Origin of the sequence: Serratia sp. SCBI (genome assembly GCF_000747565.1) — a bacterium.
GTDB classification, from domain to species: Bacteria; Pseudomonadota; Gammaproteobacteria; order Enterobacterales; family Enterobacteriaceae; genus Serratia; species Serratia ureilytica.
In genome coordinates this window covers 3,753,188-3,776,698 of the sequence record NZ_CP003424.1, presented here as the reverse complement: position 1 = coordinate 3,776,698, position 23,511 = coordinate 3,753,188, and the positions used below count along the sequence as shown (strand labels likewise).

21 protein-coding genes are annotated in these 23,511 nt (G+C 55.0%); 10 read left to right on the top strand and 11 right to left on the bottom strand.

All coding sequences use genetic code 11. From position 1 onward, the window contains the following. Positions 1-17: 17 nt before the first annotated feature. On the top strand, positions 18-830 hold the full coding sequence (gene pstB / locus SERRSCBI_RS17745; RefSeq protein ID WP_004941613.1) for a phosphate ABC transporter ATP-binding protein PstB: 813 nt from the start codon (positions 18-20) through the stop codon (positions 828-830). A 65-nt stretch (positions 831-895) separates the two neighbouring features. Here the strand turns inward: pstB and SERRSCBI_RS17740 are convergent, their stop codons facing one another. Continuing rightward, positions 896-1,387, bottom strand: coding sequence for a TIR domain-containing protein (locus SERRSCBI_RS17740; RefSeq protein WP_042785184.1), 492 nt, complete (start codon positions 1,385-1,387; stop codon positions 896-898). After that, positions 1,384-2,838: an SIR2 family protein gene (locus SERRSCBI_RS17735; RefSeq protein ID WP_042785183.1), complete on the bottom strand. Its 1,455-nt coding sequence runs from the start codon at positions 2,836-2,838 to the stop codon at positions 1,384-1,386. The genes SERRSCBI_RS17740 and SERRSCBI_RS17735 overlap by 4 nt, the downstream gene beginning before the upstream one ends. A 369-nt stretch (positions 2,839-3,207) precedes the next feature. Between SERRSCBI_RS17735 and SERRSCBI_RS17730 the strand changes: the two genes are divergently transcribed. From SERRSCBI_RS17730 to SERRSCBI_RS17710, 5 genes are all read left to right on the top strand, one after another. Further along, the gene (locus SERRSCBI_RS17730; RefSeq protein WP_042785182.1) at positions 3,208-4,875 is read left to right on the top strand and encodes a ShlB/FhaC/HecB family hemolysin secretion/activation protein; all 1,668 of its coding nucleotides are present in this window, start codon (positions 3,208-3,210) and stop codon (positions 4,873-4,875) included. Between the two features lie 60 nt (positions 4,876-4,935). Beyond that, positions 4,936-10,665 carry a DUF637 domain-containing protein gene (locus SERRSCBI_RS17725; RefSeq protein ID WP_232230721.1) on the top strand — a complete coding sequence of 1,910 codons (5,730 nt, stop codon included), beginning with the start codon at positions 4,936-4,938 and terminating at the stop codon, positions 10,663-10,665. A gap of 199 nt (positions 10,666-10,864) precedes the next feature. Next, the gene (locus SERRSCBI_RS17720) at positions 10,865-11,227 is read left to right on the top strand and encodes a DUF596 domain-containing protein (RefSeq protein ID WP_048795068.1); all 363 of its coding nucleotides are present in this window, start codon (positions 10,865-10,867) and stop codon (positions 11,225-11,227) included. Positions 11,228-11,969: 742 nt separating this feature from the next. Then, on the top strand, positions 11,970-12,161 hold the full coding sequence (locus SERRSCBI_RS17715) for a hypothetical protein (RefSeq protein WP_042785181.1): 192 nt from the start codon (positions 11,970-11,972) through the stop codon (positions 12,159-12,161). A gap of 152 nt (positions 12,162-12,313) precedes the next feature. After that, complete coding sequence (locus SERRSCBI_RS17710) at positions 12,314-13,276, top strand: hypothetical protein (protein ID WP_156965112.1); 963 nt, start codon at positions 12,314-12,316, stop codon at positions 13,274-13,276. Between the two features lie 69 nt (positions 13,277-13,345). On the opposite strand, the gene speG is transcribed toward SERRSCBI_RS17710, so the two are convergent. The 3 genes from speG to purM all read right to left on the bottom strand — a co-directional run bounded on the left by speG (position 13,346) and on the right by purM (position 15,686). Continuing rightward, positions 13,346-13,897 carry a spermidine N1-acetyltransferase gene (speG, locus tag SERRSCBI_RS17705; RefSeq protein ID WP_004941631.1) on the bottom strand — a complete coding sequence of 184 codons (552 nt, stop codon included), beginning with the start codon at positions 13,895-13,897 and terminating at the stop codon, positions 13,346-13,348. Between the two features lie 113 nt (positions 13,898-14,010). Next, on the bottom strand, positions 14,011-14,649 hold the full coding sequence (purN, locus tag SERRSCBI_RS17700; protein WP_033651535.1) for a phosphoribosylglycinamide formyltransferase: 639 nt from the start codon (positions 14,647-14,649) through the stop codon (positions 14,011-14,013). Further along, entirely contained in the window at positions 14,649-15,686 is a 1,038-nt protein-coding gene (purM, locus tag SERRSCBI_RS17695; RefSeq protein WP_025303843.1) for a phosphoribosylformylglycinamidine cyclo-ligase, read from the bottom strand. The genes purN and purM overlap by 1 nt, the downstream gene beginning before the upstream one ends. A 255-nt stretch (positions 15,687-15,941) precedes the next feature. Between purM and upp the strand changes: the two genes are divergently transcribed. Together upp and uraA are read left to right on the top strand one after the other, a co-directional pair. Further along, positions 15,942-16,568 (top strand): uracil phosphoribosyltransferase, encoded by a 627-nt coding sequence (gene upp, locus SERRSCBI_RS17690; protein ID WP_004941642.1) that lies wholly within the window; start codon positions 15,942-15,944, stop codon positions 16,566-16,568. A gap of 76 nt (positions 16,569-16,644) precedes the next feature. Then, positions 16,645-17,934, top strand: coding sequence for a uracil permease (uraA, locus tag SERRSCBI_RS17685; RefSeq protein WP_033651534.1), 1,290 nt, complete (start codon positions 16,645-16,647; stop codon positions 17,932-17,934). Positions 17,935-17,981: 47 nt separating this feature from the next. Here uraA and SERRSCBI_RS17680 read toward each other — a convergent pair whose 3' ends face one another. Together SERRSCBI_RS17680 and SERRSCBI_RS17675 are read right to left on the bottom strand one after the other, a co-directional pair. Beyond that, on the bottom strand, positions 17,982-18,230 hold the full coding sequence (locus SERRSCBI_RS17680) for a GlsB/YeaQ/YmgE family stress response membrane protein (protein WP_016926728.1): 249 nt from the start codon (positions 18,228-18,230) through the stop codon (positions 17,982-17,984). 33 nt (positions 18,231-18,263) lie between these two features. Then, positions 18,264-18,779, bottom strand: coding sequence for a hypothetical protein (locus tag SERRSCBI_RS17675; RefSeq protein WP_016926729.1), 516 nt, complete (start codon positions 18,777-18,779; stop codon positions 18,264-18,266). A 272-nt stretch (positions 18,780-19,051) separates the two neighbouring features. On the opposite strand from SERRSCBI_RS17675, the gene hda reads away from it, so the two are divergent. After that, positions 19,052-19,753, top strand: a complete 702-nt coding sequence (hda, locus tag SERRSCBI_RS17670) for a DnaA inactivator Hda (protein WP_025159568.1) — start codon at positions 19,052-19,054, stop codon at positions 19,751-19,753. A gap of 13 nt (positions 19,754-19,766) precedes the next feature. Here the strand turns inward: hda and SERRSCBI_RS17665 are convergent, their stop codons facing one another. From SERRSCBI_RS17665 to SERRSCBI_RS17650, 4 genes are all read right to left on the bottom strand, one after another. After that, entirely contained in the window at positions 19,767-20,306 is a 540-nt protein-coding gene (locus tag SERRSCBI_RS17665) for an AlpA family transcriptional regulator (protein ID WP_033644020.1), read from the bottom strand. Between the two features lie 13 nt (positions 20,307-20,319). After that, on the bottom strand, positions 20,320-20,550 hold the full coding sequence (locus SERRSCBI_RS17660) for a hypothetical protein (RefSeq protein ID WP_033644019.1): 231 nt from the start codon (positions 20,548-20,550) through the stop codon (positions 20,320-20,322). A 200-nt stretch (positions 20,551-20,750) separates the two neighbouring features. Next, positions 20,751-21,104 carry an arsenate reductase (glutaredoxin) gene (gene arsC, locus SERRSCBI_RS17655; RefSeq protein ID WP_033651533.1) on the bottom strand — a complete coding sequence of 118 codons (354 nt, stop codon included), beginning with the start codon at positions 21,102-21,104 and terminating at the stop codon, positions 20,751-20,753. A gap of 20 nt (positions 21,105-21,124) precedes the next feature. Then, positions 21,125-22,594, bottom strand: a complete 1,470-nt coding sequence (locus tag SERRSCBI_RS17650) for a M48 family metallopeptidase (protein WP_042785179.1) — start codon at positions 22,592-22,594, stop codon at positions 21,125-21,127. Positions 22,595-22,934: 340 nt separating this feature from the next. Between SERRSCBI_RS17650 and SERRSCBI_RS17645 the strand changes: the two genes are divergently transcribed. Next, the gene (locus SERRSCBI_RS17645) at positions 22,935-23,474 is read left to right on the top strand and encodes an Rrf2 family transcriptional regulator (RefSeq protein ID WP_033644016.1); all 540 of its coding nucleotides are present in this window, start codon (positions 22,935-22,937) and stop codon (positions 23,472-23,474) included. Positions 23,475-23,511: the final 37 nt, after the last annotated feature.

Genomic DNA, 23,511 nt, shown 5'->3' with positions numbered 1-23,511 from the left:
TTTTTGGGGAGTGCGTAATGGGTTTGATGACGCCAGGCAGTTTGCCCCGGCTGGATGTCCAGCATCTCGACGATGAACAGACCGCGCTGGCGGTCAACGGCCTGAACCTGTTTTATGGTGACAAGCAGGTGCTGCACGATATCTCGCTGCGTATCCCGAAACACCGGGTGACGGCCCTGATCGGCCCTTCGGGCTGCGGCAAATCGACGCTGCTGCGCTGTTTCAACCGCATGAACGATCTGGTGGACAACTGCCGCATCGAGGGCGAACTGCAGCTGAACGGCGCGGCGATCTCCGGCGCGCAGATCGACGTGGCGGCGCTGCGGCGGCGGGTGGGCATGGTGTTCCAGCGGCCGAACCCGTTCCCGAAATCGATCTATGAAAACGTGGTGTACGGCCTGCGGCTGCAGGGCGTGCGCGACCGGCGTTTGCTGGATGAAGCGGTGGAGCGTTCGCTGCGCGCCGCCGCGCTGTGGCATGAGGTGAAGGACCGGCTGCGCGAAAACGCCTTCCGCTTGTCCAGCGGCCAGCAGCAGCGCCTGGTGATCGCGCGCGCCATCGCCATCGAGCCGGAAGTGCTGTTGCTCGACGAGCCGACCTCGGCGCTGGATCCGATCTCCACGCTGACCATCGAAGAGCTGATTTCGGCGCTGAAGCAGCGCTATAGCGTGGTGCTGGTGACGCACAACATGCAGCAAGCGGCGCGCGTCTCCGACTACACCGCCTTTATTCATCAGGGGCGGCTGGTGGAATACAACGACACCGACGCCATTTTCACGTCGCCGCGCCAGCGCCGCACCGAGGATTATATTACCGGGCGGTATGGGTGAGGCCGTTTGGGCTATGAACAAACGAAAGGCTGCACAACCATGCAGCCTTTCGTCTATCAGGGGCGTCAGTAGTTTTTGCGAATGCGGATCGCTTCTTCTACCCACTCAGCCAGATTTTCTTTGATGTGGTTATAGACATTGGTGCTGGTCAGGTAAGGCGGATCATAGGCTTTGGCGATTGTGGAAAGCTTTGCGTCACCCAGCTTGATGTAATCCAAAGGGTTTTTACCTTTCGTGGTTTGGTCGCCGGCGCTGTCTTTCAAATTGTGTATATACACCACCAGCACGCCCATGCCTTTTTTCCAAGCCTCGCAGATCTCGAAATTAATCCATTTGCGATTAGCGGTATCTTTACCGGCGAGAATCACGGCGCAGCTGCGATTGTCCAACTGGCCCTTGATCCAAGCGGCGATAGCGGCGTCACCGCCTTTTTTCACTTCCTCCCAATCGTTATCCGTGGCTGGTCGGTTACCTTCCAGCGAGCCCATTTCGCGTACCTGAGAAGCGCGCCAGTTGTCCGGCTCATAATGGAAACTGTAAAAACATTTTCTGGTCATCGGGGGTTATCCTTAGTAATGATATCGATAAGCGCCAACAGGCTTTTTTTCTTCTCCGCCAGGCTGCCCGGTTCGTTAAGCTGATCCAGCAGATTCATGGCGGCGGGGTTGCGGTAGTAGAGGGTTTCTTTCATCTCCTCCTTGATTTTTCGGTAGATCTCGGCAGATGCGCTGCCGGTACAACCGATAGGAATGCAGACGCAGCCTTGTTCCGTGGCGATCTGGAACTCTTTCAATAAACCGTCGGCCAGCACGTATTCGCCTTCGGCGTTGCGTTTGTTGCCGAACAAAAAGATTGCGATGCCGCTGAGCGAAATCATGTTCTGACGGTATTCGTGCCAAAGTACCGGTAGGGTAATGCCGCCGCTGGCGAATTGGGGGAAAGGACGCAGCACCAGCTGGCTTTCGCTGATTTTTCCCTGGCTGTCGTAAATGGCTTCCAAGGCGCCGTTGATCACCGCCGTGCCTACGCCCCAGTCGAAACCGTTGACGATGCGATACTGTTTGCGGATAAGCAGGCGCGCCAGACGATGTATGAACTGGATGGACTCTTCACGGGCATAGGGCTGGTAGTTGTCGGCGCTGCCGGAGATAAACACCGTGCTTTTCTTGAACTGCGTTTCGATGGCATACAGCAGGTCGGTGATTTGCCGATAGTCATCCACCAACAGCGTTTGAATGCCGTAACGGCGCAGATCGTTAATCATCAAGCCTTGTTTGCGGCTGTTGTAATCGCAAGACGCCTTCTCCTCGCTGCCGTTGTCGCCGAGCTGGACGCGCCGCATGACGCAGTAGTGGTTTCTCTGCCCTTCGCCGTACTGCGCGTAAAGGCGGCTCAATACATATTGCAGGTTGGGGTCTTCAAAGCTGAAACCGATAAACAGGAAGGTTTTGGCAGTCAGCTCCGCCATCAGCATGTTGATAAAAGGAAGATGTGTACGGGAGTAAGTTTCGTATTGTTCGCGAGTGATAATCGCCTGGTTGGGATTTCTATAGTCACCATGCATTTTATATAAGACAACATCACGTTTGTGAATGTTGTTGGTCAGGCTTTCCGGTGTGGTTTTAACGTCGCATACGCGATTATAACGGGCATAGGTTTTTTCAATCAGGTCGTCGTAGTTAGTGGTCCAAAGTGACGCTATCGGTAATCTGGCGATAATTCGGTGGTTTTCTGTTTCTTCTGCTTGTTCAGCGAATTCTGTAATTATTTTTTGATTTATCTTATGTCTGTTGCCTTTTTCATTGAGGTGATATTGTGCCAGAGAAATAAGATCGCTCTCTTTTTCGATATCCAGCCCCAGTTCATAAGCGATATCGCTTATGAGCTCTTTCCAGCTGACGAAGCCGGCGGGTATTGACAGCCCAGCGCCGGCAAATAGCGCAGCGCTGCCGGCTTTGATATCATTAACGTAATCCCGAATAAACAGTTCTATATTACGGTTAAACATGAGGCTATTCCCAACATTGTTTTTCTTTATTAGTTAATTAATAACTATGTTTTTATGAATTAATTATGCTAATGGAACTATCAAGATAAGATGATAAGTTAAATTTGTAAACTCTGCTTGTTTGTTTTTGTTGATGTTGAATGTGTTATTTTAATATTGAATTCATTTGTTTTTATTATTTGTTTTTTTAATTTTAATATTAATTAAATGCACTCTGGGTAATAAGATGCATTGGTTGTGGCATATCTGCATTTTTTGTCACATTGTGACTTTGATTAAATAGAAGTAATTCTCATTATCATTGATTTGCGGCGTAAAATGTATATACTCTGCCAAGGTGTGTAAGTTAACGTAAATGGATGTATTAAAATGTGTTCATGGAGGCTGAAGATTTGGCCTGTGCTCTTGGCGTTTTGCAGCTCTGCGTGGTGCGCGGAAATCACCAACCCTGCCGATCGCGATAGTATTACCCAACAGCAGAAAACGTTGCTGGAACAGGCCCAGCAACAGCGCGAGGCGTTGCAAAATAACGTCGAACTGCCGGCGTTACCGCTGCCAGTGCCGGCCGCCGCAGGAGCGGTTTGCCAGCCGGTGCGGCAGATCGTTTTTGATGGCGCCGACCATCTTTCCTGGTCGGTAAAAGAAAGCCTGGCGCGCCCGTATCAGGGGCGTTGCCTGACGCTAGAGCACATCAACCGTCTGGTGCGCGAAACCACTAATGCTTATCTGCAACGTGGCTATGTCACCTCGCGGGCCTGGCTGCAGGAACAGGATATCTCCCGCGGCGTGTTGGCCGTCAGCGTCAGCGAAGGGCGAATCGAGTCCATCACGCAAAACGGTGAGCAGACGCTGGCGTTGAAGATGGCGTTTCCCGGCCTGGTTGGCGACGTACTGAATCTGCGTGATATCGAGCAGGGCATGGAGCAGCTCAACCGCCTGCCGTCACAACAGGTGACTATCGATATTCAACCTGGCGAGCAACCCGGCTTTTCCAAAGTGGTTTTGCTGCGTGGCGCCGCGCGCGCACCGGTCTCTTTCTCTTTCGGCGCGGATAACAGCGGCCAGAGAAGCACCGGCACCGGGCAGATGAACGTCGCCTTCTCGCTGGATAATCCGCTGCGTCTCGCCGATCAATGGTCGCTTTCCGCAGCGCGCAATAACGATTTCAGCCCGCATCATCGCAGCCGTAGCCTGAACGGCAGCGTCACCTTACCCTATGGCTATTGGCTGTTCAGCTACCAGTACGCCTGGAACGATTTTTTCCAGCAGGTGCCGTTCAACGGTGCCGCTTACCGCTATCAGGGCAACAACCAGACCCAGCGTTTGGGCGCGAACCGCACGTTGCTGCGGGATGGCAAACGTAAGCTGGCCATCGATATCGGGCTGGCGCGGCGCACCACGGAAAATAAGCTGGCGAGGGAACGGTTGGGCGTCAGCAGCCCGACGCTCAGCATCGCCAGTCTGGGCCTCAATTACAGTGCGGTCACGGGCGGCGGCTATATGACGCTGAACCCGACGGTAAGCCGTGGGCTGCGCATGCTGGGCGCCAGCGCCGACGATCCGCAGCGCAACGGGGCGCCGCGCAGTGAGTTCCGTAAGCTTGGCCTCAGCGCCAGTTATTTCTATTCGCTCGTCCCCTCTCTTTACTACCTGACCTCGGCCTACGGGCAAACCAGCGCAGACAATCTGTATGCCGGCGAGCGCATTTCCATCGGCGGGCAATACTCGGTGCGTGGCTTTAAAGAGCAGTACCTGACCGGTAATCGCGGCGCCTACTGGCGCAATGAACTCAACTGGCAATGGCAGACGTTGCCGAGGCTGGGGGAGCTTTCTTTGACCGGCGCGTTAGACGCCGGCTGGCTGCAGGGGCGCGCCGGGCAGATAGACGGCGGCAGCGTCGTCGGTGCGGCGCTGGGCGCCACGCTAAGCGGCCGCTGGTTCAATCAGGCGGTCACCGTCGGTAAACCGCTGACGCACCCAGACAGTCTGCAACCGGATCGTTGGGTGGCCTACTGGCAAGCCACCGTCACGTTATAACGCCAGCACACAGCAGGAGCGCCTCGGCGTTCAAAACAACATCCTTTCGAAGGAATGAATATGGATAAGCTCAATCATCCGCTGGCGCGGGGCGCCAGCTATTTGCTGATTTACCTGACGGCTTTCCAGCCATTACACCCGGCGTTTGCTGCCGGTATTACCGCCGCCAACGGCAATACGCAGGTGGTTATCAAGCCGGGCGACGTGCCGGTGGTGAATATCGCCACGCCGAACGGTGCGGGCATCTCCCACAACACCTATAAAGATTTCAACGTTGGGCCACAGGGCGCCGTGTTGAATAACGCCACTCACGGCGGCAAAACGCAACTGGGCGTGGAGATCTACAGCGCGCAGGGCAACACCTACCTGAAGGGAAAACCGGCGGAGTTGATCATCAATGAGGTGATCGGCGGCAGTCGTTCCGAGCTGCAGGGCAAACTCGAGGTATTCGGCAACAAGGCCAACGTGATGATCGCCAACCCGAATGGCATCACCTGCGACGGCTGCGGCTTTATCAACGCGCCGGGCGTGACGCTGACCACCGGCAAACCGCAGTTCGACAAGCAGGGCGCGCTGGAAGCGCTGGAGGTGAAAAAAGGCGGCGTCACCATCGGCGGTAAAGGGCTGGACGGCAGCGGCGCCGACTATGTCGATATCATCAGCCGCGCCACCGAGTTGAACGGCAAAATCAATGCACAAAATCTGTCGCTGACTCAGGGCACCAACCGCATCAGCTTCAAGGACGGCAGCATCAAACCGATCGCCGGTGAAGGCGCTAAGCCCCAACTGGCCGTGGATACCAAAGCGCTGGGCGGCATGTACGCCAACAAAATCCGCCTGGTGGCCAACGAGGATGGGGTGGGGGTGAACCTCAACGACCTGAAGGGGAGGCAACGCGATATTATGCTATCCGTGAAGGGCAAGATAATCTTGGGCAATACACATGCGCAAACCGATTTGAATGTAAGTGGCCAGGCCATTCAAACGCTGCCTCGATCGAGCTTGCGTGCTGAACGTGACGTTACGCTCGCCGCAGCAACGATAGAAAATAACGACGCCAATATCGCTGCAGGCAATGATATTCGTATCTTTGGTGATACCGTACGTAACGTCGGTACCTATTACGCTAACATTCAAGCCAACAACAACTTGTGGATACAGAAGGATGCGGAGGGAAACAAAGCGACTCGGGTAGAAAACCGTTCTTCCCGTATCCAAACCAACAGCGGCGACCTGGTTATTCGTACCGACAAGCTCGATAACGTGCGGCAGACATTGGCGATTTCTGACCAAATAGAGCCTGTTGATCAAGAAGGAATGCGATTATTTGGTAGCGTATTCAATGCGTATAAAAACGGAGATATAAAAAACCGACAAGATCTTTATAAAGAAGACATGTCGAAGTGGGAGAAATGGCTGCTACCTTGCACGACATCGGAGGAATGTACTTATGCAAATCGGCACTTAGCTAATTGGATACTCGATGAGCGAGTTCGAACCCGCGTTACCTCTAATTCTTCTCCTGCCATTATAGCGTCTGGCAAAAACAGCTACATTAATGCTGGCTCATTGTGGAATGATGCCAGCCAACTGAAGGCTAAAGGAGATATGATCCTTACAGGTAATACCTTCAGTTCCATCAACCACGCCTTTGGTACAAAAGAACGCTTCAACAAATTTAAACCAGATACGGAAGCTTACATCCAATATGAAAAGCTGGGATGGCCTTACCCCCCATTAAGTTATGTCGATACCGGAGAGCGAGCTTTCCGTTGGAGTTATGACGGTATAATTGATGGCGGTATGGTCGCTGATGGCAATCTGACTGCAGACTTCAAGAATCAGATCGAAATCAGAACGGTGATGCCCAATGAAAGCCAATTAAACGACATCAATACGGCTGGGCGCCCGGAAACTATCAAGGCAAAGAATGTACTCCTGCATGCGGCTAATATCGTCAATACCGATGCCATCAACGCGGTAGGCAACATCACCGCTATCGCCGAAGACCGCATCGTGCTGGGTCAAGGTATCCTTTCTGCCGGCAAAGAGCTGAATTTGAGTGCCGTTAATACTATCGATGTATGGCAAAGCGAACTGAAAGGGCAAGACATCACGCTTACCGCGCGTACCGGTGAGATAAAAGTTCACACCAGCGAAAAGCCTAATTACTACCATCAGAATGGTGTGCGTTGGCTGGGCAGTCTGCTGGCCTCTCGTGACCTGACGCTGACGGCGGGCAGCACCATTACGTTACTAAATACGTTGCTGGCGCCACAAAGTCGCAATATCAGCATGACTGCTTCCGGTAGCATCTCTCTTATCAAAAATGATGCCGTACTGATGCGCGATCGTCCCGGTGAATATCTGCCATCAGACAAGTTGCAACACTACTTCAATGGCCTGTTGAACACAGGAAAACTGAACGCCACTGGTTCGGTCTCTCTCAATAGCGGCGGTTATCTGGCACTGCGCGGTGTCAACATCAATGCCGGCAAGGATGTGACGCTGCTGGCCGGGCATAATGCCGACCTCAACTACCGGGCGCTGGGCGGTAATTATGGGCATCTTTTTGCAACTTCACGTACCCCAGAACTCGGCAGCAAGATACACGCCGGCGGCAATTTGCTGATTAACTCGGCCCGCGACATAGGCACCCAGGGCGGCGCGCTCTCCGCCAACGGTAATATCACGCTGTTGGCCGGACAGAATCTATGGTTGTCGAACGTCGCCTATTCCGCTATCGATGCCGCTAACGACAACAACAAAGACGACCGCCATGTGGTCACTACTCTCAGCGCCGGGAAAAATCTGACCGCGGCGGCGAACAACCAACTGCTGACTTACGGTGCCAGGTTGACTTCCGGCGCCAACATGACGCTGACCTCCGGCGGCGATATGCGCTTCGAGGCGGTGCAAAACCACACTTACCGAGAAGGTGGCAACGAATTTACCGAAACTCGCACCCAGCAAGGGACCGAGCTGAATGCCGGTGGCCTGATGACGGTGATTTCCGGCGGAAGCATTCTATTCCAGGCGACCAAACTGGTAGTGAAAGGGTTGGGGGCAAACTGGAAACCGCCGGTAGCGGTGACGGATTGGGGGAGCCAGATAGCCATTGCAGAACAGCAGCTTCAAAACGCACAGCAGCGTATCAATCAGGCTCTGCAGGACAAGAGCCGGGCTGAACAAGCGAAAAACAGTAAAAGCAATGAATTTAATACGTTGCAGCGTGACATGGAGACGCTAAGACAAAGACAAGCAGATAATTTAAGAAAGATTCAGGAATTTTCCGCCAAGCATGGCAAGTTGATGGAAATTAACGATTGGAGTCTATGGCAAGAAAGTGCCGGCCTCACAGCCGAAGGCATCGGCATCACCCATGAACTTTTAGAAAAAGAGAAGCGTGCGAATAGTCTTCCGAATGAAATAAATGCCGAGCAATCAGCGTTCAATAATGCGCAGCAGCGCCTTACTCAGGCCACGCAAGATCGCGATGGCGCACAATCACGTCTGGCAACCGCCCGCAATGAGGCGATAAGTAAAGGGGCGGACGAGGCTAAGCAAAAAGCCCAGGTCGACGCCCACAATCAGGCTGAAGCCATGCGCGCCGGCAATATGGATATCGCTGCCAAGGGCGGCTATCTCTACGCTCAGGCGATGGAAGAGTCCAGCCACTACGAGAAAAAGGAAACCAAGCGCAAATGGTGGGGCAAGAAAACCGAGGTTAAGCAGACCCGCCATGACGTGACCAACAAGGTTACCGAGTTTTCCGCCGCCGGCTATATCACGCTCATGAGCCGCGACGACAGCACCTATGAAGCCAGCAAGATCGCCGCTGGGCAAAACGCGCGCCTGACCAGCACGCATGGCCAGGTTAACTTCCGCGCGGTGAAAAATACCTCTTTCGAACAGACCGTCAGCAATTCGAAAGGCTTCTTTATCAAGCAGGCCAATAAAGGCTACGAAGACAATAAGTGGGTGCTGCCGAGCATTCATACCGGTGGCGCCTTGACCGTGGATGCCGCCAAGGGCGTCAGCGCCGATGTGAAGGTAAAAAACGGGCAGGCGTTGCAAAGCGCTATCGACGCGCTGGGCAATACGCCCGGCACCACCTGGGTCAAAGATCTGAATAAGCGCAACGACGTGCAGTGGAGCAAGGTCAAGGACGCCTACGACAGCTGGGATTACAAGAGCCAGCACTTGAACCCGGCGGTGGCGGCGGTGATCGCCATCGCGGCTGCGGCGGTGACCGCAGGCAGTTCACTGGCGGCCACGGCGGCCTCCAGCGTTTCCGGCGCCGTGGGCGGCGGGGCGGTAACCAGCGGCGCGGTCACCGCCGGGATGTCTTCTCTGGCCTCCCAGGCGGCGGTCGCGCTGGTGGAGAATCAAGGCAACCTGTCGAAAACCCTGCAGGCGCTGGGCAGCAATGAAAACGTCAAGGCGACCGCCACAGCGATGGCGATAGGCGGCGCGCTCAACGGCTTCGACAGCGCGATGGGTTGGAGCAAGGACGCGGCGGGCAAACCGCTCAATCCAAACAACGTCAAACTGCCGCAGTTGAGTAATGGCGACTGGAGCAAGGTGGCGCAGCGGGTGGCCGGGCAATCGGTCATCAGCTCCAGCCTGAATACCGCCATCAATGGCGGCAGCTTCAAAGACAACTTGACCAATGCGCTGTTGGCGAACATCGGCAGCCAGGTTCAGGCCGAGGGCGCCAATCTGATCGGGGATAACGGCGAAGTCCTGGGCGCGGCCGGTAAGTCAGTCAGTCATGCGGTTGTGGCGGGCATCGCCGCGGAAATCGGGCGCGGTGACGGTAAAGGGGCTGCTGCCGGGGCGCTGGCGGCGGAGCTGGCCGGCGTTGTGATGCAGAGTACGCTGTTCGAACCGGCCAATCTCAACGAAAAAGAACGCCAGCTCTACCGTCTGCAGGAGGCGCTAAACGGCAATGAAGTAAAAGAGCAAACGGCACGAGTGATCGGGGCTTTGACCGGGGCGTTGGCAACGCATACACCGGAGGGCGCCTACAGCGCTGCGGACAGTGCACAGTCGGTTTATCGCTACAACATGACCGAGCATATGTTGATGCAGTATGCGCTTGATAATCAGAAAGACATTTTGGCCGCTGGTAAAGGCGATGTTGCTGCGGCAAAACGTGTTGTGGCTCGCCGAGAAGCTGCCGCAATAGTGGCGACAGTAGGTGGTGGCGGTCTGGTACTTACTGCGGGGGGGATGACGCTGGTGGGAGCTGCGCCAGAATTGGTTCTGGCTGCAAGATTGGCGATTGCCGGTTGCAAAACTAACCCCGCGCTTTGCCTGAACCAAGCCGGTATTTATGCGGCGGATATTGTGGCACCTGAGGCCATCATTGGCACGGGCGCCGTAACGACCGGCAGCACATTGATTTTGGGTAAGACCGAAGACAGCGTGAGGAAGTTGAGCCGACAGCTGGTGAACGCTTCCGATGAATTATACAAAACAAAAACGTTCAACACTCAGCCGGTTGCCGATTTTATCAAAGGAGAAACAGCAGCCGGGGCGAATTTGTCGACTAAAACGGCAGATTATCTACGGGAAATACAGAAGGTTAACACTAACCAGTTGGTCAAGGTGTTTGACCCGAAACAGAACGAAAGTAAGCTGAACGTGTTTGGTCAGCAGTTTGAGCAGGTGTTAGGTGAGGGCGGCAGCAACAAGCAAGGTAATACAAAAGTGTTTGCCACTGAGAATTTATCGAAACAGGCGATCTTCGATTATGCGCAATCTCTTACCGGAGGGAACCATTAATAGAAGTCAGAAAAGATGCACTATGGACGGTGGTTTTAAATGAAAAAACAGGTGAGAAATTAACTCTTAGAAGTGTTTCAAGTAGCAAGGAAGATACCAAAGCACGTTGGACGATTGATATCATAGATAATGAACACCTGAATGCGCTTCAAGGTAAAGTGAAAAAAAGAGTAGAAATCAAATTTCGATGAGGGCTACCATGTTGTATAGCGATGATCAATACAAACTGTTTAGTGAAGAGTTGGACGGTGCTTCCATTGGAACCGTATGGTCAGCTATGAGAGCTGATAATTTTGATAGGAATACATTGTCCTACGAAGATAAGAAAAACTATTTTTTCGATTTGATTCATCACCTTATGGCTGAAGGGAGAGTAAGGTTAGGCAAACATGGTCAATTCCTTGAGGGAGACATTGAAGAACAGTTAACACATTACAAGGCTGCATTCCCTAAGACAGAAGAGGAATGGAAAACAAAAAATGAAGATATTTGGTTCTATGAAGAGGAATGCCCTGGTGGTCTTGTTTGGATTCATGAAGACGGCTACCAGGATTGGACGTAGTTACTGATACTATCTGTAGAATGGTAATCTGTTAACAGTTAATAAAAAGCCCGCAAAAGCGGGTTTTTTATTACGCAGCAATCAAAAATTAACACATTGATTTTATTTTTAAGATTATTTGGTTTGCAATATATACGCATTGTGGAAATATTTGCTTTGATAATGAATATGGCAGAATATATTGCTTTGCAATATCTACGATGAAATTGGGTTTTATCGTCCCCGCCCCGAAACTCGCAACACTACCCCTACCAATAGCAATGCAGCGCCCGAGGCATAGAGCGGGAACCAGCGCGTCCACCAGAGCGGGGAAAACAGCGGTGCAGCGTTTGAGTTACTGACGGCGTAGTGGCCATAGAGATTCAGTGAAAACGCGATAATTAAAATAATAAGGCTAATAAAGATAAGTAAGCTTGATACTTTATGCATGAAATTTCTCGCTCGTAGGTAACATAAAATAGGTCTGAATTTTTATTTAATCTTACCCTTTTAATGTGATTCTGTTGTTAGCGTTACTCCGTTATGTGAGCGCATTCATAGAATACTTCCCTTTTTTCGGAAAAAGACAGTCCTATAAGGACGCATTATTTTCTCGGGTGATGGATGCTCTGTCATCGATTACACAACAGCATATGCCTTTGCATTTTTATGTTTGCGGATAATCTTTCTGTTCAAGCCTTGGCTCAGTTCTGTGACAGGAGAGCCGAACCTACAGTGAGACAGTGTAAACAGGAGAAGTAATATGGCGTCATCCGGTGCAATGAATATTCTCGACTTTGTTGAGGCAGGTGAAGGAAATGATTTAACTAACGCATTTCTTCGTCTTGCCAAGAAAATCAATGAGAATCCTAACCCGGTCTGGGAATCCCTCGGCGGTAAGGTCATCGTGCCCGCCGGTACCTACAGCATCAAGAGGCAGATCATTTTTTTTTGAAGCCAGGTGTACACATCGTTGGCGAAGGGATTCAGTCAACGAAGTTACTCCTTACGGCTGACCTGGGGGAGCTGGGGGCCGTTTTCAAATTTGACTCCGATATTACGGGGTACTCTACCGTTGGCGTGTGCGTCAAAGATATCTCTATCAATATGGCCAGCCATACCGGGAGCGCAATTGTTTTACGTAAGCCCTATGACGGTTTTATTCTGGAGAATATCAATATTGATAATTTGGCGGATAGCGGTATCGGCATTGTTATCGAGCCGGATAACGATGATAATCCGTCGGACAAAGTCTCCCAGACGCTAACGGCAATAAACGTCCTGGTAAAACATACCAATCTGACGGCAACAGCGCCTTGTTTTTATGCTGAGGCATTACAAGAGGCCGTCTTCATCAATTGCAAAGCGTTTGGTGGCCCAGAGAGCTATGTTAACCAGGCGCCATGCCACGGTTTTTTATTTGTAGATTGCCGCGGCATCACCCTGATTGGCTGCAGCGTGGCGTTTACCGGCCTACACGGTATTTCTATCGTTTGTTCTAACCGCCCTTCGACAGGGTTCTTTTTGTATGGCACAACGGCAGAGTCTTGCAAAGGGATCGTTAAAGCGTCAGGAAGCGTCAATAGCAGTGTCAGTCAGCTTTATATTGACTCCATACGCGCGGAGGGAGGAACGGAAAATACGGCAGGCACCTTTTCACTCAACAAAGTTATCGAGGCCAGCATTAATTCGGGATCGAATTCGGTCACGATCGATAGCCAAAGTGCTCTGGTGTCCGTTTCATCTCTTGATGTGGGTAAAGTCAAAAATTCTGGTCAGAACTGTTTGGTCATCGGATTGCCTTCGGGGGCAAACAATGGATATTCAATTAATGCCAGTGCCTTCAGCGTGGCGAAAGAAGGAACTAAAATTATCAATGGCAATACCGATTTGATTGAAATGCATGCCTCCGGTGCCTGTGTGGCCGCTATCGATTACCCCTGGAGAGAAGGCAATACGTCGCTAAGCCTGCTGACGAACAGAAAAGGGAAGATGGGATTTGAGCGAGTGATGCTGGGGGAGGAGAATAGCGCCGGCACCGGTTTTAGAGCGCTTAAGATAGCGAACTAACCGGGTTAATGCCTTTTATCTAATGAAGAAAACCCGCCTTGGCGGGTTTTCTCTTTTTCTCGCTAGCCGTCACTTCACCAGCGGCTTATCATTGGGCGTTTTGAACTTCGCCAGATATTGCGGCTGGAAGATGCACATGCGTAGCACGGTGCGGTATTCGCCGTTGACGAAGAACTCGTCGATCAGCTCGCCTTCCACGTTGAAGCCCAGCTTGCTGTAGATGTGGATCGCCTTCGGGTTCTCCTTGTCGACGATCAGGTACAGCTTGTACAGGTTCAGCACCGAGAAGCCGTAGTCCATTGCCAGGCGGGCGGCGGTGCTGGCGTAGCCTTTGCCCTGGTGGGCGGGGTCGATGATGATCTGGAATTCTGCGCGGCGGTGGATGTGATCGATCTCCACCAGTTCCACCAGGCCGACCTTGGCGCCTTCGTGCTCGATGATAAAGCGGCGCTCGCTCTGATCGTGGATGTGTTTGTCGTAGAGATCGGAAAGCTCGACAAAGGCTTCGTAGGGTTCTTCAAACCAATAGCGCATAACGCTGGCGTTGTTGTCCATCTGGTGGACGAACGACAGATCGTCCCGTTCCAATGGGCGTAACCTGACGCTGGCAGTGCTGGACATGTGGGCTCCTCTGTGCCGTGAAATTGTGCAAAGTATAACTTCACAGAATGGATGAAGGCGAAAAAAAACGGCGCCGCGTGGGCGCCGTTTAGGCAAGGTTCAGGCTGCGCGCATCAGTCGGCAGCGTGGCCCTGCGCCGGCAGGCGTTCGCCGTCCAGCCAGGCGGCGCCGTCGCGCATCGCCAGGCGGCCGTCGACGAACCAGCTCACCACCAGTGGATAGATCGTGTGTTCCTGGGTTTGCACCCGTTCAACCACGTCATCCTCCTCGTCGTCAGTGAAAATCGGCACCTTGGCCTGCAAAATCACCGGGCCGCCGTCGAGCTGTTCGGTCACGAAGTGCACCGAGGTGCCGTGTTCGCTGTCGCCGTTGTCGATGGCCTGACGGTGAGTATGCAGCCCCGGGTATTTCGGCAGCAGGGAAGGGTGAATGTTCAGCATGCGGCCGGCATAGCGCTGCACGAACTGCGGGCTGAGGATACGCATGTAGCCGGCCAGCACCACCAGATCGGGCTGGTACTGGTCGATGGCGTCCGCCAAGGCGGCGTCGAACGCCGTGCGATCGGCGTAGGCCTTGGCATCCAGCGCCTGGGCGGCGATGCCCGCCGCTTCGGCGCGTTGCAGGCCATATGCCTGCGCCTTGTTGCTGAACACCGCCACGATTTCGGCGGCGATGCGGCCCTGCTGGCAGGCGTCAATCAGCGCCTGGAGATTGCTCCCCTGGCCGGAGACCAACACCACGATCTTTTTCATCAGTTGATGACCACTTGTTGTTCGTCGGAAGAGGCGGTCAGTTTACCGATTTTCCACGCTTTTTCACCTGCCGCGGTCAGCAGCGCGATGGCCGCTTCCACTTCGGCTTCCGGCAGGGCGATGACCATGCCTACGCCGCAGTTGAAGGTGCGGTACATTTCATGACGGCTGACGTTACCGGCCTGCTGCAGCCAGGTGAACACCGCCGGCCACTGCCAGCTGGCTTCGTCGATCACCGCCTGCATGCCTTCCGGCAGCACGCGTGGAATATTTTCCCAGAAGCCGCCGCCGGTGAGGTGAGCGATGGCGTGTACGTCAGCCTTCTCGATCAGCTCCAGCACGGACTTCACGTAAATCTTGGTCGGTGCCAGCAGGTGGTCGGCCAGCGGTTTGCCTTCCAGCTGAGTGGCGGTCGGATCGGTGTTGCTCACTTCCAGGATTTTGCGCACCAGCGAGTAGCCGTTGGAGTGCGGGCCGGAAGCGCCCAGGGCGATCAGCGCATCGCCGGACTGCACTTTGCTGCCGTCGATGATCTCGGATTTTTCGACCACGCCGACGCAGAAGCCGGCCACGTCGTAGTCTTCGCCGTGGTACATGCCCGGCATTTCAGCGGTTTCGCCGCCCACCAGCGCACAGCCGGACTGTTTGCAGCCCTCGGCGATGCCGGTGATCACGCTGGCCGCGGTGTCCACATCCAGCTTGCCGGTCGCGTAGTAGTCGAGGAAGAACAGCGGCTCGGCGCCCTGAACCACCAGATCGTTGACGCACATCGCCACCAGATCGATGCCGATGGTGTCGTGGCGTTTCAGATCCATCGCCAGACGCAGCTTGGTGCCCACGCCGTCGGTACCGGAAACCAGCACCGGCTCGCGGTATTTCTGCGGCAACGCACACAGGGCGCCAAACCCGCCCAGACCGCCCATCACTTCCGGGCGACGGGTCTGTTTAACTACACCTTTGATGCGATCTACCAATGCGTTGCCTGCATCGATATCGACACCTGCGTCTTTATAGCTGAGAGAGGTTTTGTCGGTCACTGCGCGATTCCCCACGACGATTTGCGGTTTGAAAACTGTGCTTCCGATGTTGATTCCGGAATAAGGCGCGGCAATTCTAACAGCGCAGGCAAACGTTTGCGAGCGGCTTGTGAACCGGCTCCGCTTTTTCGTCATCTATACTGATATTCAAACTTTTGTTGATCCCGATCGGGCTATTGTGGGTGGCGCGGCGAAAAAAAGGAGGTATAATCCCGCGATTTTTTTGGCCGCAACCACCTTAATAGGAGAAAAATGATGAAGATCGTTGAGGTGAAACACCCGCTGGTAAAACACAAGCTTGGCCTGATGCGCGAAAATGACATCAGCACCAAACGCTTCCGTGAGCTGGCCTCAGAAGTGGGTAGTTTACTGACCTATGAAGCGACCGCCGATCTGGAGACGGAAAAAGTCACCATCGAAGGCTGGTGCGGGCCAGTTGAAGTGGATCAGATCAAAGGGAAAAAGATTACCGTAGTGCCAATCCTGCGCGCAGGCCTGGGCATGATGGAAGGGGTGCTGGAGCACGTGCCGAGCGCGCGCATCAGCGTGGTGGGCGTATACCGCGACGAAGAAACCCTGGAGCCGGTGCCGTACTTCCAGAAACTGGTTTCCAACATCGAAGAGCGCATGGCGCTGGTCGTCGACCCGATGCTGGCCACCGGCGGTTCGATGATCGCCACTATCGATCTGCTGAAGAAAGCCGGCTGCCACAGCATCAAGGTGCTGGTTCTGGTCGCGGCGCCGGAAGGCATCGCCGCGCTGGAGAAAGCGCATCCGGACGTTGAGCTGTACACTGCCTCCATCGATCAGTGTCTGAACGACAAGGGCTATATCGTGCCTGGCCTGGGCGATGCGGGCGACAAGATATTTGGTACTAAGTAAACATTTGAGCCGACTTAACGAGTCGGCTTTTTTTTGACTAAAACCTATAAAACCAATAAACCGAGGAAAAGCACACATGACCCGTCGCGCCATCGGCGTCAGCGAGCGCCCGCCGCTGCTCCAGACCATTCCGCTCAGCTTCCAGCACCTGTTCGCCATGTTCGGCGCCACCGTGCTGGTGCCTATCCTGTTCAAGATCAACCCGGCGACCGTGCTGTTGTTCAACGGCATCGGCACGCTGCTGTATCTGTTCATCTGTAAAGGCAAGATCCCGGCCTACCTCGGTTCCAGCTTCGCGTTTATCTCGCCGGTGCTGCTGCTGTTGCCGCTCGGTTACGAAGTGGCGTTGGGCGGTTTCATCATGTGCGGCGTGCTGTTCTGCCTGGTGGCGCTGATCGTGAAAAAGGCCGGCACCGGCTGGCTGGACGTCATGTTCCCGCCGGCGGCGATGGGGGCGATCGTCGCCGTCATCGGCCTGGAGTTGGCGGGCGTGGCGGCCAATATGGCGGGGCTGCTGCCGGCGGAAGGCGCCAGCGCCGACTCGACCACCATCACCATTTCGCTGGTGACGCTGGCGGTCACGGTGCTCGGTTCAGTACTGTTCCGCGGCTTCCTGGCGATTATCCCGATCCTGATTGGCGTGCTGGTGGGCTATGCGCTGTCGTTCTTCATGGGCGTGGTGGATTTGACCCCGATCCGCGAGGCGCACTGGTTCGCGCTGCCGACCTTCTACACTCCACGCTTTGAGTGGTTCGCCATCTTCACCATTCTGCCGGCGGCGCTGGTGGTGATCGCCGAGCACGTCGGCCACCTGGTGGTGACTGCCAACATCGTTAAAAAAGACCTGATCCGCGATCCTGGCCTGCACCGCTCGATGTTCGCCAACGGCATCTCGACGGTATTCTCCGGCTTCTTCGGCTCCACGCCGAACACCACCTACGGCGAGAACATCGGCGTGATGGCCATCACCAAGGTCTACAGCACCTGGGTGATCGGCGGCGCGGCGGTGCTGGCGATCCTGTTGTCCTGCATCGGTAAGCTGGCGGCGGCGATCCAGGCGGTGCCGGTGCCGGTGATGGGTGGCGTTTCGCTGCTGCTGTACGGTGTGATCGGCGCTTCGGGCATTCGCGTGCTGATCGAATCCAAAGTGGATTACAACAAAGCGCAGAACCTGATTTTGACCTCGGTGATCCTGATCATCGGCGTGAGCGGCGCCAAGGTGCACATCGGCGCGGCGGAGCTGAAAGGCATGGCGCTGGCGACCATCGTGGGGATCGGCCTGAGCCTGCTGTTCAAGGTCATCAGCCTGTTCCGCAAGGAAGAAGAGGTGCTTGACGCGCCGGACGAATCGGCGGAGCAGAAGTAACGAAAAGGGCAGCCCAGGGGCTGCCCTTTTGACTTATGGCATTCGCCTTAGCTGCGAATTTTGCGGTACACGAACAGCACCACGATGGCGCCGATAACCGCCACCACGAAGCTGCCGAAGTTGAAGCCGTCAACCTTGCCGTAGCCGAAGAAGGTGCTGATATAGCCGCCGACCACGGCGCCGATGATCCCCAGCACGACGGTCAGAATAAAGCCGCCGCCGTCTTTGCCGGGCATGATCCACTTAGCCAAAATACCGGCGATCAGGCCGAAGATAATCCAGGAAATAATCCCCATTTACTGCTCCTTTCTTTTGTGGCTGAGAATAGCTTACTGCTGGGTGGCCGGCTGAGTATTGCCGTTCACCGCCGCATCGGTCTCTTGTTTCAACTCTTGCGCTTTGTTTTCGGCGCTGTTCTTGATGGCTTCGGTCTTCGCCTTGGCCTGTTCGGTCAGATCGTTGGCGCCGTTGATGGCGTCGTTTTTGATGGCCTTGGCCTGATCCACCAACTGCTGGCTCTGTTTGCCTGCGTCGTCTTTGATCGCGGCGGCTTTGGCCTTGGCGTCGTTGGTGATGGCGTCCGCCTGCTTGGCGGCGTCTTCTTTAATCGCCGAAGCTTTGTCTTTCAGCTGATCCGCCTGAGTGGCGGCCTCTTTTTTGATTTCATCCGCCGTCGCTTTCGCTTTGTCCGTCAGATCGTCCGCTTTTTTCTGGGCGGCGTCTTTCATCTGCTCGGCGCTGTCTTTGGCTTTATCCAGGTTGGCGTCAACCTTGGAGGAGTCATCACAGCCGGCAACCAACAACCCGATAAAGGAGGCCAACAGCACTTTATTCCATACTTTCATCGTCTATATCCTTGCAGAAACCTTGTTGATGGTGATTGCATTTAGCCTACCTATACTAGGTCAGATTTTACTTAAATTACAAATTTAACCTGCGCAGGCATGGAGTTAGGGAATGATATCGGATAATTCTTGCCTCGGCGGGTGCCGCCGCCGATCAAGCAGCGCTTAGGCATTGTTCACTATTGCGGCATAAGATCCTGCCGGTTCAACAGCGCCCGTTTTCTGTGTTAAACTGCCCACGTTTTTCTGCCAGTTTTGGTTGAGGTGCTTCTCTGAATACGCCGGCACAGCTTTCACTGCCACTTTATCTTCCCGATGATGAAACTTTCGCCAGTTTTTATCCGGGCGAGAACCCATCCCTATTAGCCGCGATCCAATCCGCCGTCCGTCAGGAACATGGCAGCTATATCTATTTCTGGTCGCGTGAAGGCGGCGGGCGCAGCCATCTGCTGCATGCGGCCTGCGCCGAGCTTTCGCAGAAAGGCGAAGCGGTGGGCTATGTGCCGCTCGACAAGCGCGCCTACTTCGTGCCTGAAGTGTTGGACGGCATGGAGCAGCTGGCGCTGGTCTGCATCGACAATATCGAATGCATCGCCGGCGACGAAGAGTGGGAGATGGCGATCTTCAACCTCTACAACCGCATCCTGGAAACCGGCCGCACCCGTTTGTTTATCACCGGGGATCGTCCGCCGCGTCAGCTGAACCTGCGTTTACCGGATCTGGCTTCGCGCCTGGACTGGGGGCAGATCTACAAGCTGCAGCCGCTGTCAGACGAAGAGAAACTGCTGGCGCTGCAGCTGCGCGGCAAACTGCGCGGCTTCGAGCTGCCGGAAGACGTGGGCCGCTTCCTGTTGAAACGGCTGGATCGCGAGATGCGCACGCTGTTTATGACCCTCGATCAACTCGATCGCGCCTCGATCACCGCCCAACGCAAGCTCACCATCCCGTTCGTTAAAGAGATCCTGGGGCTGTAACGGGCTAATCTGCCTATTTTTCCGCGTGTTCCAGCAGGGAGCAGTAGTGCTCAACCTGCTGGCGTTGCCGATCGTTTCGCAGTTGCAAAGCGAGATTGATATGTTCCAGACACTGCGCATTGTCTGCAAGCCGTGGGTCGATTTTCCCCTGCTGTGCCAACCAGGCCGCCACGTCAGCCCAGCGCCACAGCGGTGAGGCGCCGCCGAGCCGTTGAATGGGGGAAGGGAAGCCGCCGGGGCCGCGAGTCCCGTCTTTTAGCATGGCGATCGCCTGACGCGACAGTTCGGTGAGCTCGGCAATATCGCTTAATCCCACCAGACTGGAGTCCACCGATATCACCTTGGCGCCGATATTTGCGGATTCAATATCGCTGATGGCGCTGCAAATCGCGTGCGCAAAGTTATCGCTTTCTCGATCGAACTCCAGGTAAACGGCTTTACCGTAGAAACAGATCAGCGCGTCATCGCATCCCGCCGCATACAGCGCATCTTCCAGCCCGGCGGTATCGGCGGTGACCCCATCCAGCGTCAATGAGAAATGATAGAGCGTCATGGTGATTCTCCGGTTATTTTTTCTGCGACAGCGCCAGGCAGTGATCGACTTTGCGCCGAATCTGTTTGGCATGTACCTCTGGGTTTTTTGGCGTGCTCCAGATGCTCATCATATGTTCTTGATGCCCGGCAAAGGCGCAATGTAGTCGGCCAAATGCGTGCCCCTTGCTGGGCCGAAAATGCCAACCCTGAGAAAGGGCGTAAGCTAATGCCGCCTGAATGTGCTTGTCTGGGTGTTTTTTCATCGCTCGTCCAGTGATGCGATCAGGGTAGGCGGGGTGTTGACGATTGTCAACGGCTGTTTCACCGAGAGATTTGGCGTTTGCGCAGCATAGCAGCGGAAGAAGACTGTGATGATGAAAAGTATTTATATAACAATTAATTAAAAATAGCCCTGTTCAGGGCTATTGGTATTTTGCGGTTCAATAAGAGATTTGCCGGACGATTACAAAATCTCCAGCACCTGCTCCGGCGGCCGGCCGATGCGCGCCTTGCTGCCTTTCACCACGATCGGGCGTTCGATCAGTTTCGGGTTCGCCGTCATCGCCGCCAGCAGCTGCTCTTCGCTCAGGCTTTCGTCCGCCAGCTTCAATTCCTTGTACAGATCTTCTTTTTTGCGCATCAGATCGCGCGCCGATGTGAAGCCCAGTTCCTTCAACAGCTTTTTCAGCTCATCGACCGTAGGGGGCGTTTCGAGGTACAGCACCACCTTGGGATCGACGCCGTGCTGTTCCAGCAGCGCCAGGGTTTCACGGCTCTTGGAGCAGCGCGGGTTGTGGTAAATCGTGACGTTTTTCATGGCGTTCATTCCTTGTTGAATCAGCTACGCTGGTATTGGCGGAAGCGCTGTTGCAGTTGGCGCAGCTGGTCGATGCGCGCATCGTAGCGCGCCTGTTTCAGGCTGCCGAGTTTTTGCAGCGAGCTGGCATTGCTGAGCAGGCCGATAGCCTGATCGAGCCGGCCGTTCAGCGCCAGGCTTTCGGCGCGGGCCGACAGCTCTTCATCGCGCAGCCCTTGAGCGGCGCTGGCCTGCGCCAGCAGATCCCAGCCGTTCGGATCGTCCGGATGGGCAAAGGTATAGCGGTTCAGGATCTTCGACGCCTGCGCCGGCTGGTTGCCTTCGACATAGGCGTTGGCCAGGTTGAGCTGCAGCACCGGGTTGTTGTTCTGGGCGGCGTTGGCCGCCTGCAGGCGGGCGATGGCCTGCGGCGCGCGTTTCTGGCCGAGATCGATATCGGTCATCAGGTCAATCAGCCAGACGTTTTTCGCATCCTGCGCCAGCATCGGTTGAATGATGTTGCGCGCGTCGTCGTATTTTTTCGCTTCATAGAACAGGATGGCGCGGCCGTATTTGGCGGCCGCCTGTTCGCGCACGTTCCCCTTGCTGAGCGAGCCGAGCAGCTCTTCATTCAGGCCATAGCCTTCCGAGCTGTACATGCCCAGTGCGCGCACCTTGGCCATCAGGTAATCCTGCGAAGACTGCACGATGTGTTTCTGCATCTGGTTGGCGCGGTTGCGCGCGTCGGAGAGACGGCTGTCCGGCAGCGGGTGCGTCAGCAGCATTTCCGGCGGCTTGGAGGCGTAACGCGACTGATCCGAGAGTTTCTGCAGGAAGTCGGGCATCGCTTCCGGATCGAAACCGGCGCGCTGCAGCACCTGAATGCCGATGCGATCGGCTTCCTGTTCGTTCGATTGGGTAAAGCTGATCATGCCCTGCTGGGTGCCGGCCATGGTGCCGCTCAGCGCCGCCATGCCCATGGTCGGGTTGGCCATCGCCAGCAGGATGGAACCAAGTGCGCCCACCCAGGTCAACGGGGCGTTGCGTTGCTGATCTTCCATTGCGCGCGCCAGGTGGCGTTGGGTGACGTGCGAGATTTCGTGCGCCAGCACCGAGGCCAGCTGGCTTTCATTGTCGCTGACGCGGAACAGGGCGGAATGCAGCACCACGTTGCCGCCGAAGAAGGCGAAGGCGTTGATTTCGTCGTTGCGCACCAGATAGAAATGGAACGGCGTGCGCACCGAATAGGCGCTGGCCACCAGCCGGTTGCCCAGTTGGTTGATGTATTGACTCAGCAGCGGATCGTTGATCAGCGGGGCGCTGGCGCGCAGTTGGCGCACGTAGAAGTCGCCCATCGCCAGCTCTTGTCCGATGCTCAGGGTGCCGCCGGCGGAGGTGCCTATATCCGGCAACTGGTCCTGGCTTTCCGCCTGTGCTGGCGCCAGGGCGGTGGCGTTCAACGTGCCGAGCAACAGCACCGCTAACGCGGTTTTGGTCAACCGGTTGGTCATAGTCAGGCGTTTCCCTTAAATAATCATTTCTAAGACGTCAGCAGCAGACAAGAGTTCTTTATTCCCACGGCGCGATCCGCGTGAAAGTGCGGCGGATCACAAACCGCCGCGACGGCAATCATCACATCATAGTCAGCGGCAGGCGACAAGGAAACGTTAGCCGGGGGCGAATAGGGCAAAAAAGTTTTATTTTTCATTTCGAAGGGCGTTTTCTCCGTCGGGAGCGAGACGGAACTTCAATAAAACGCGGATAAAGTTAGTCCGTGTTTTATTGACAAGATAAACGCAGACTCATATAGTCTGCGTTATTGAAGGTTTACTGACGGTCAAAAACGGACATATGGCGTACATCACAACCAGCGTTGAATATGGCATCCACTGCCTGCTGTGGCTGGTCGGCGATAACCAGCGCGCGCTCAGCAGCCGCGAACTCGCCGAACTGCAAGGGATCTCCCCCAGCTTTCTGGCCAAGATTTTCCCCAAGCTGGAAAAGGCGGGCATCGTCGCCGCCAGTGAAGGGGTGCGCGGCGGTTACCGGCTGGCCCGTCCGGCGAAAGAGATCAGCTTTCTGGAGATTATCGACGCCATCGAGGGGCACAAGCCGCTGTTCGATTGCCAGGAGGTGCGCGGGCGCTGTGCGGTGTTCGATGATTCCCCGCCGGAATGGGCGGTCTCCGGCAAATGCGCTATCCATGCGGTGATGCTGCAGGCGGAGAAGGCGATGCGCGATGCGCTGGCGGCGCAAACCCTCGGCGACGTCGCTGCCCGTTTTGGCCGCAAGGCGCCACAGGGCTTCTTCGGCGAGGTCAACATCTGGCTCGACGAGCGCATGACGGAACGCACCGCGCGCAGCGGCAAAACGGCTCGCGCCAAGACCTAAACTCCGCCTTTCCTTAAAACAAAACACATTTTTTCCC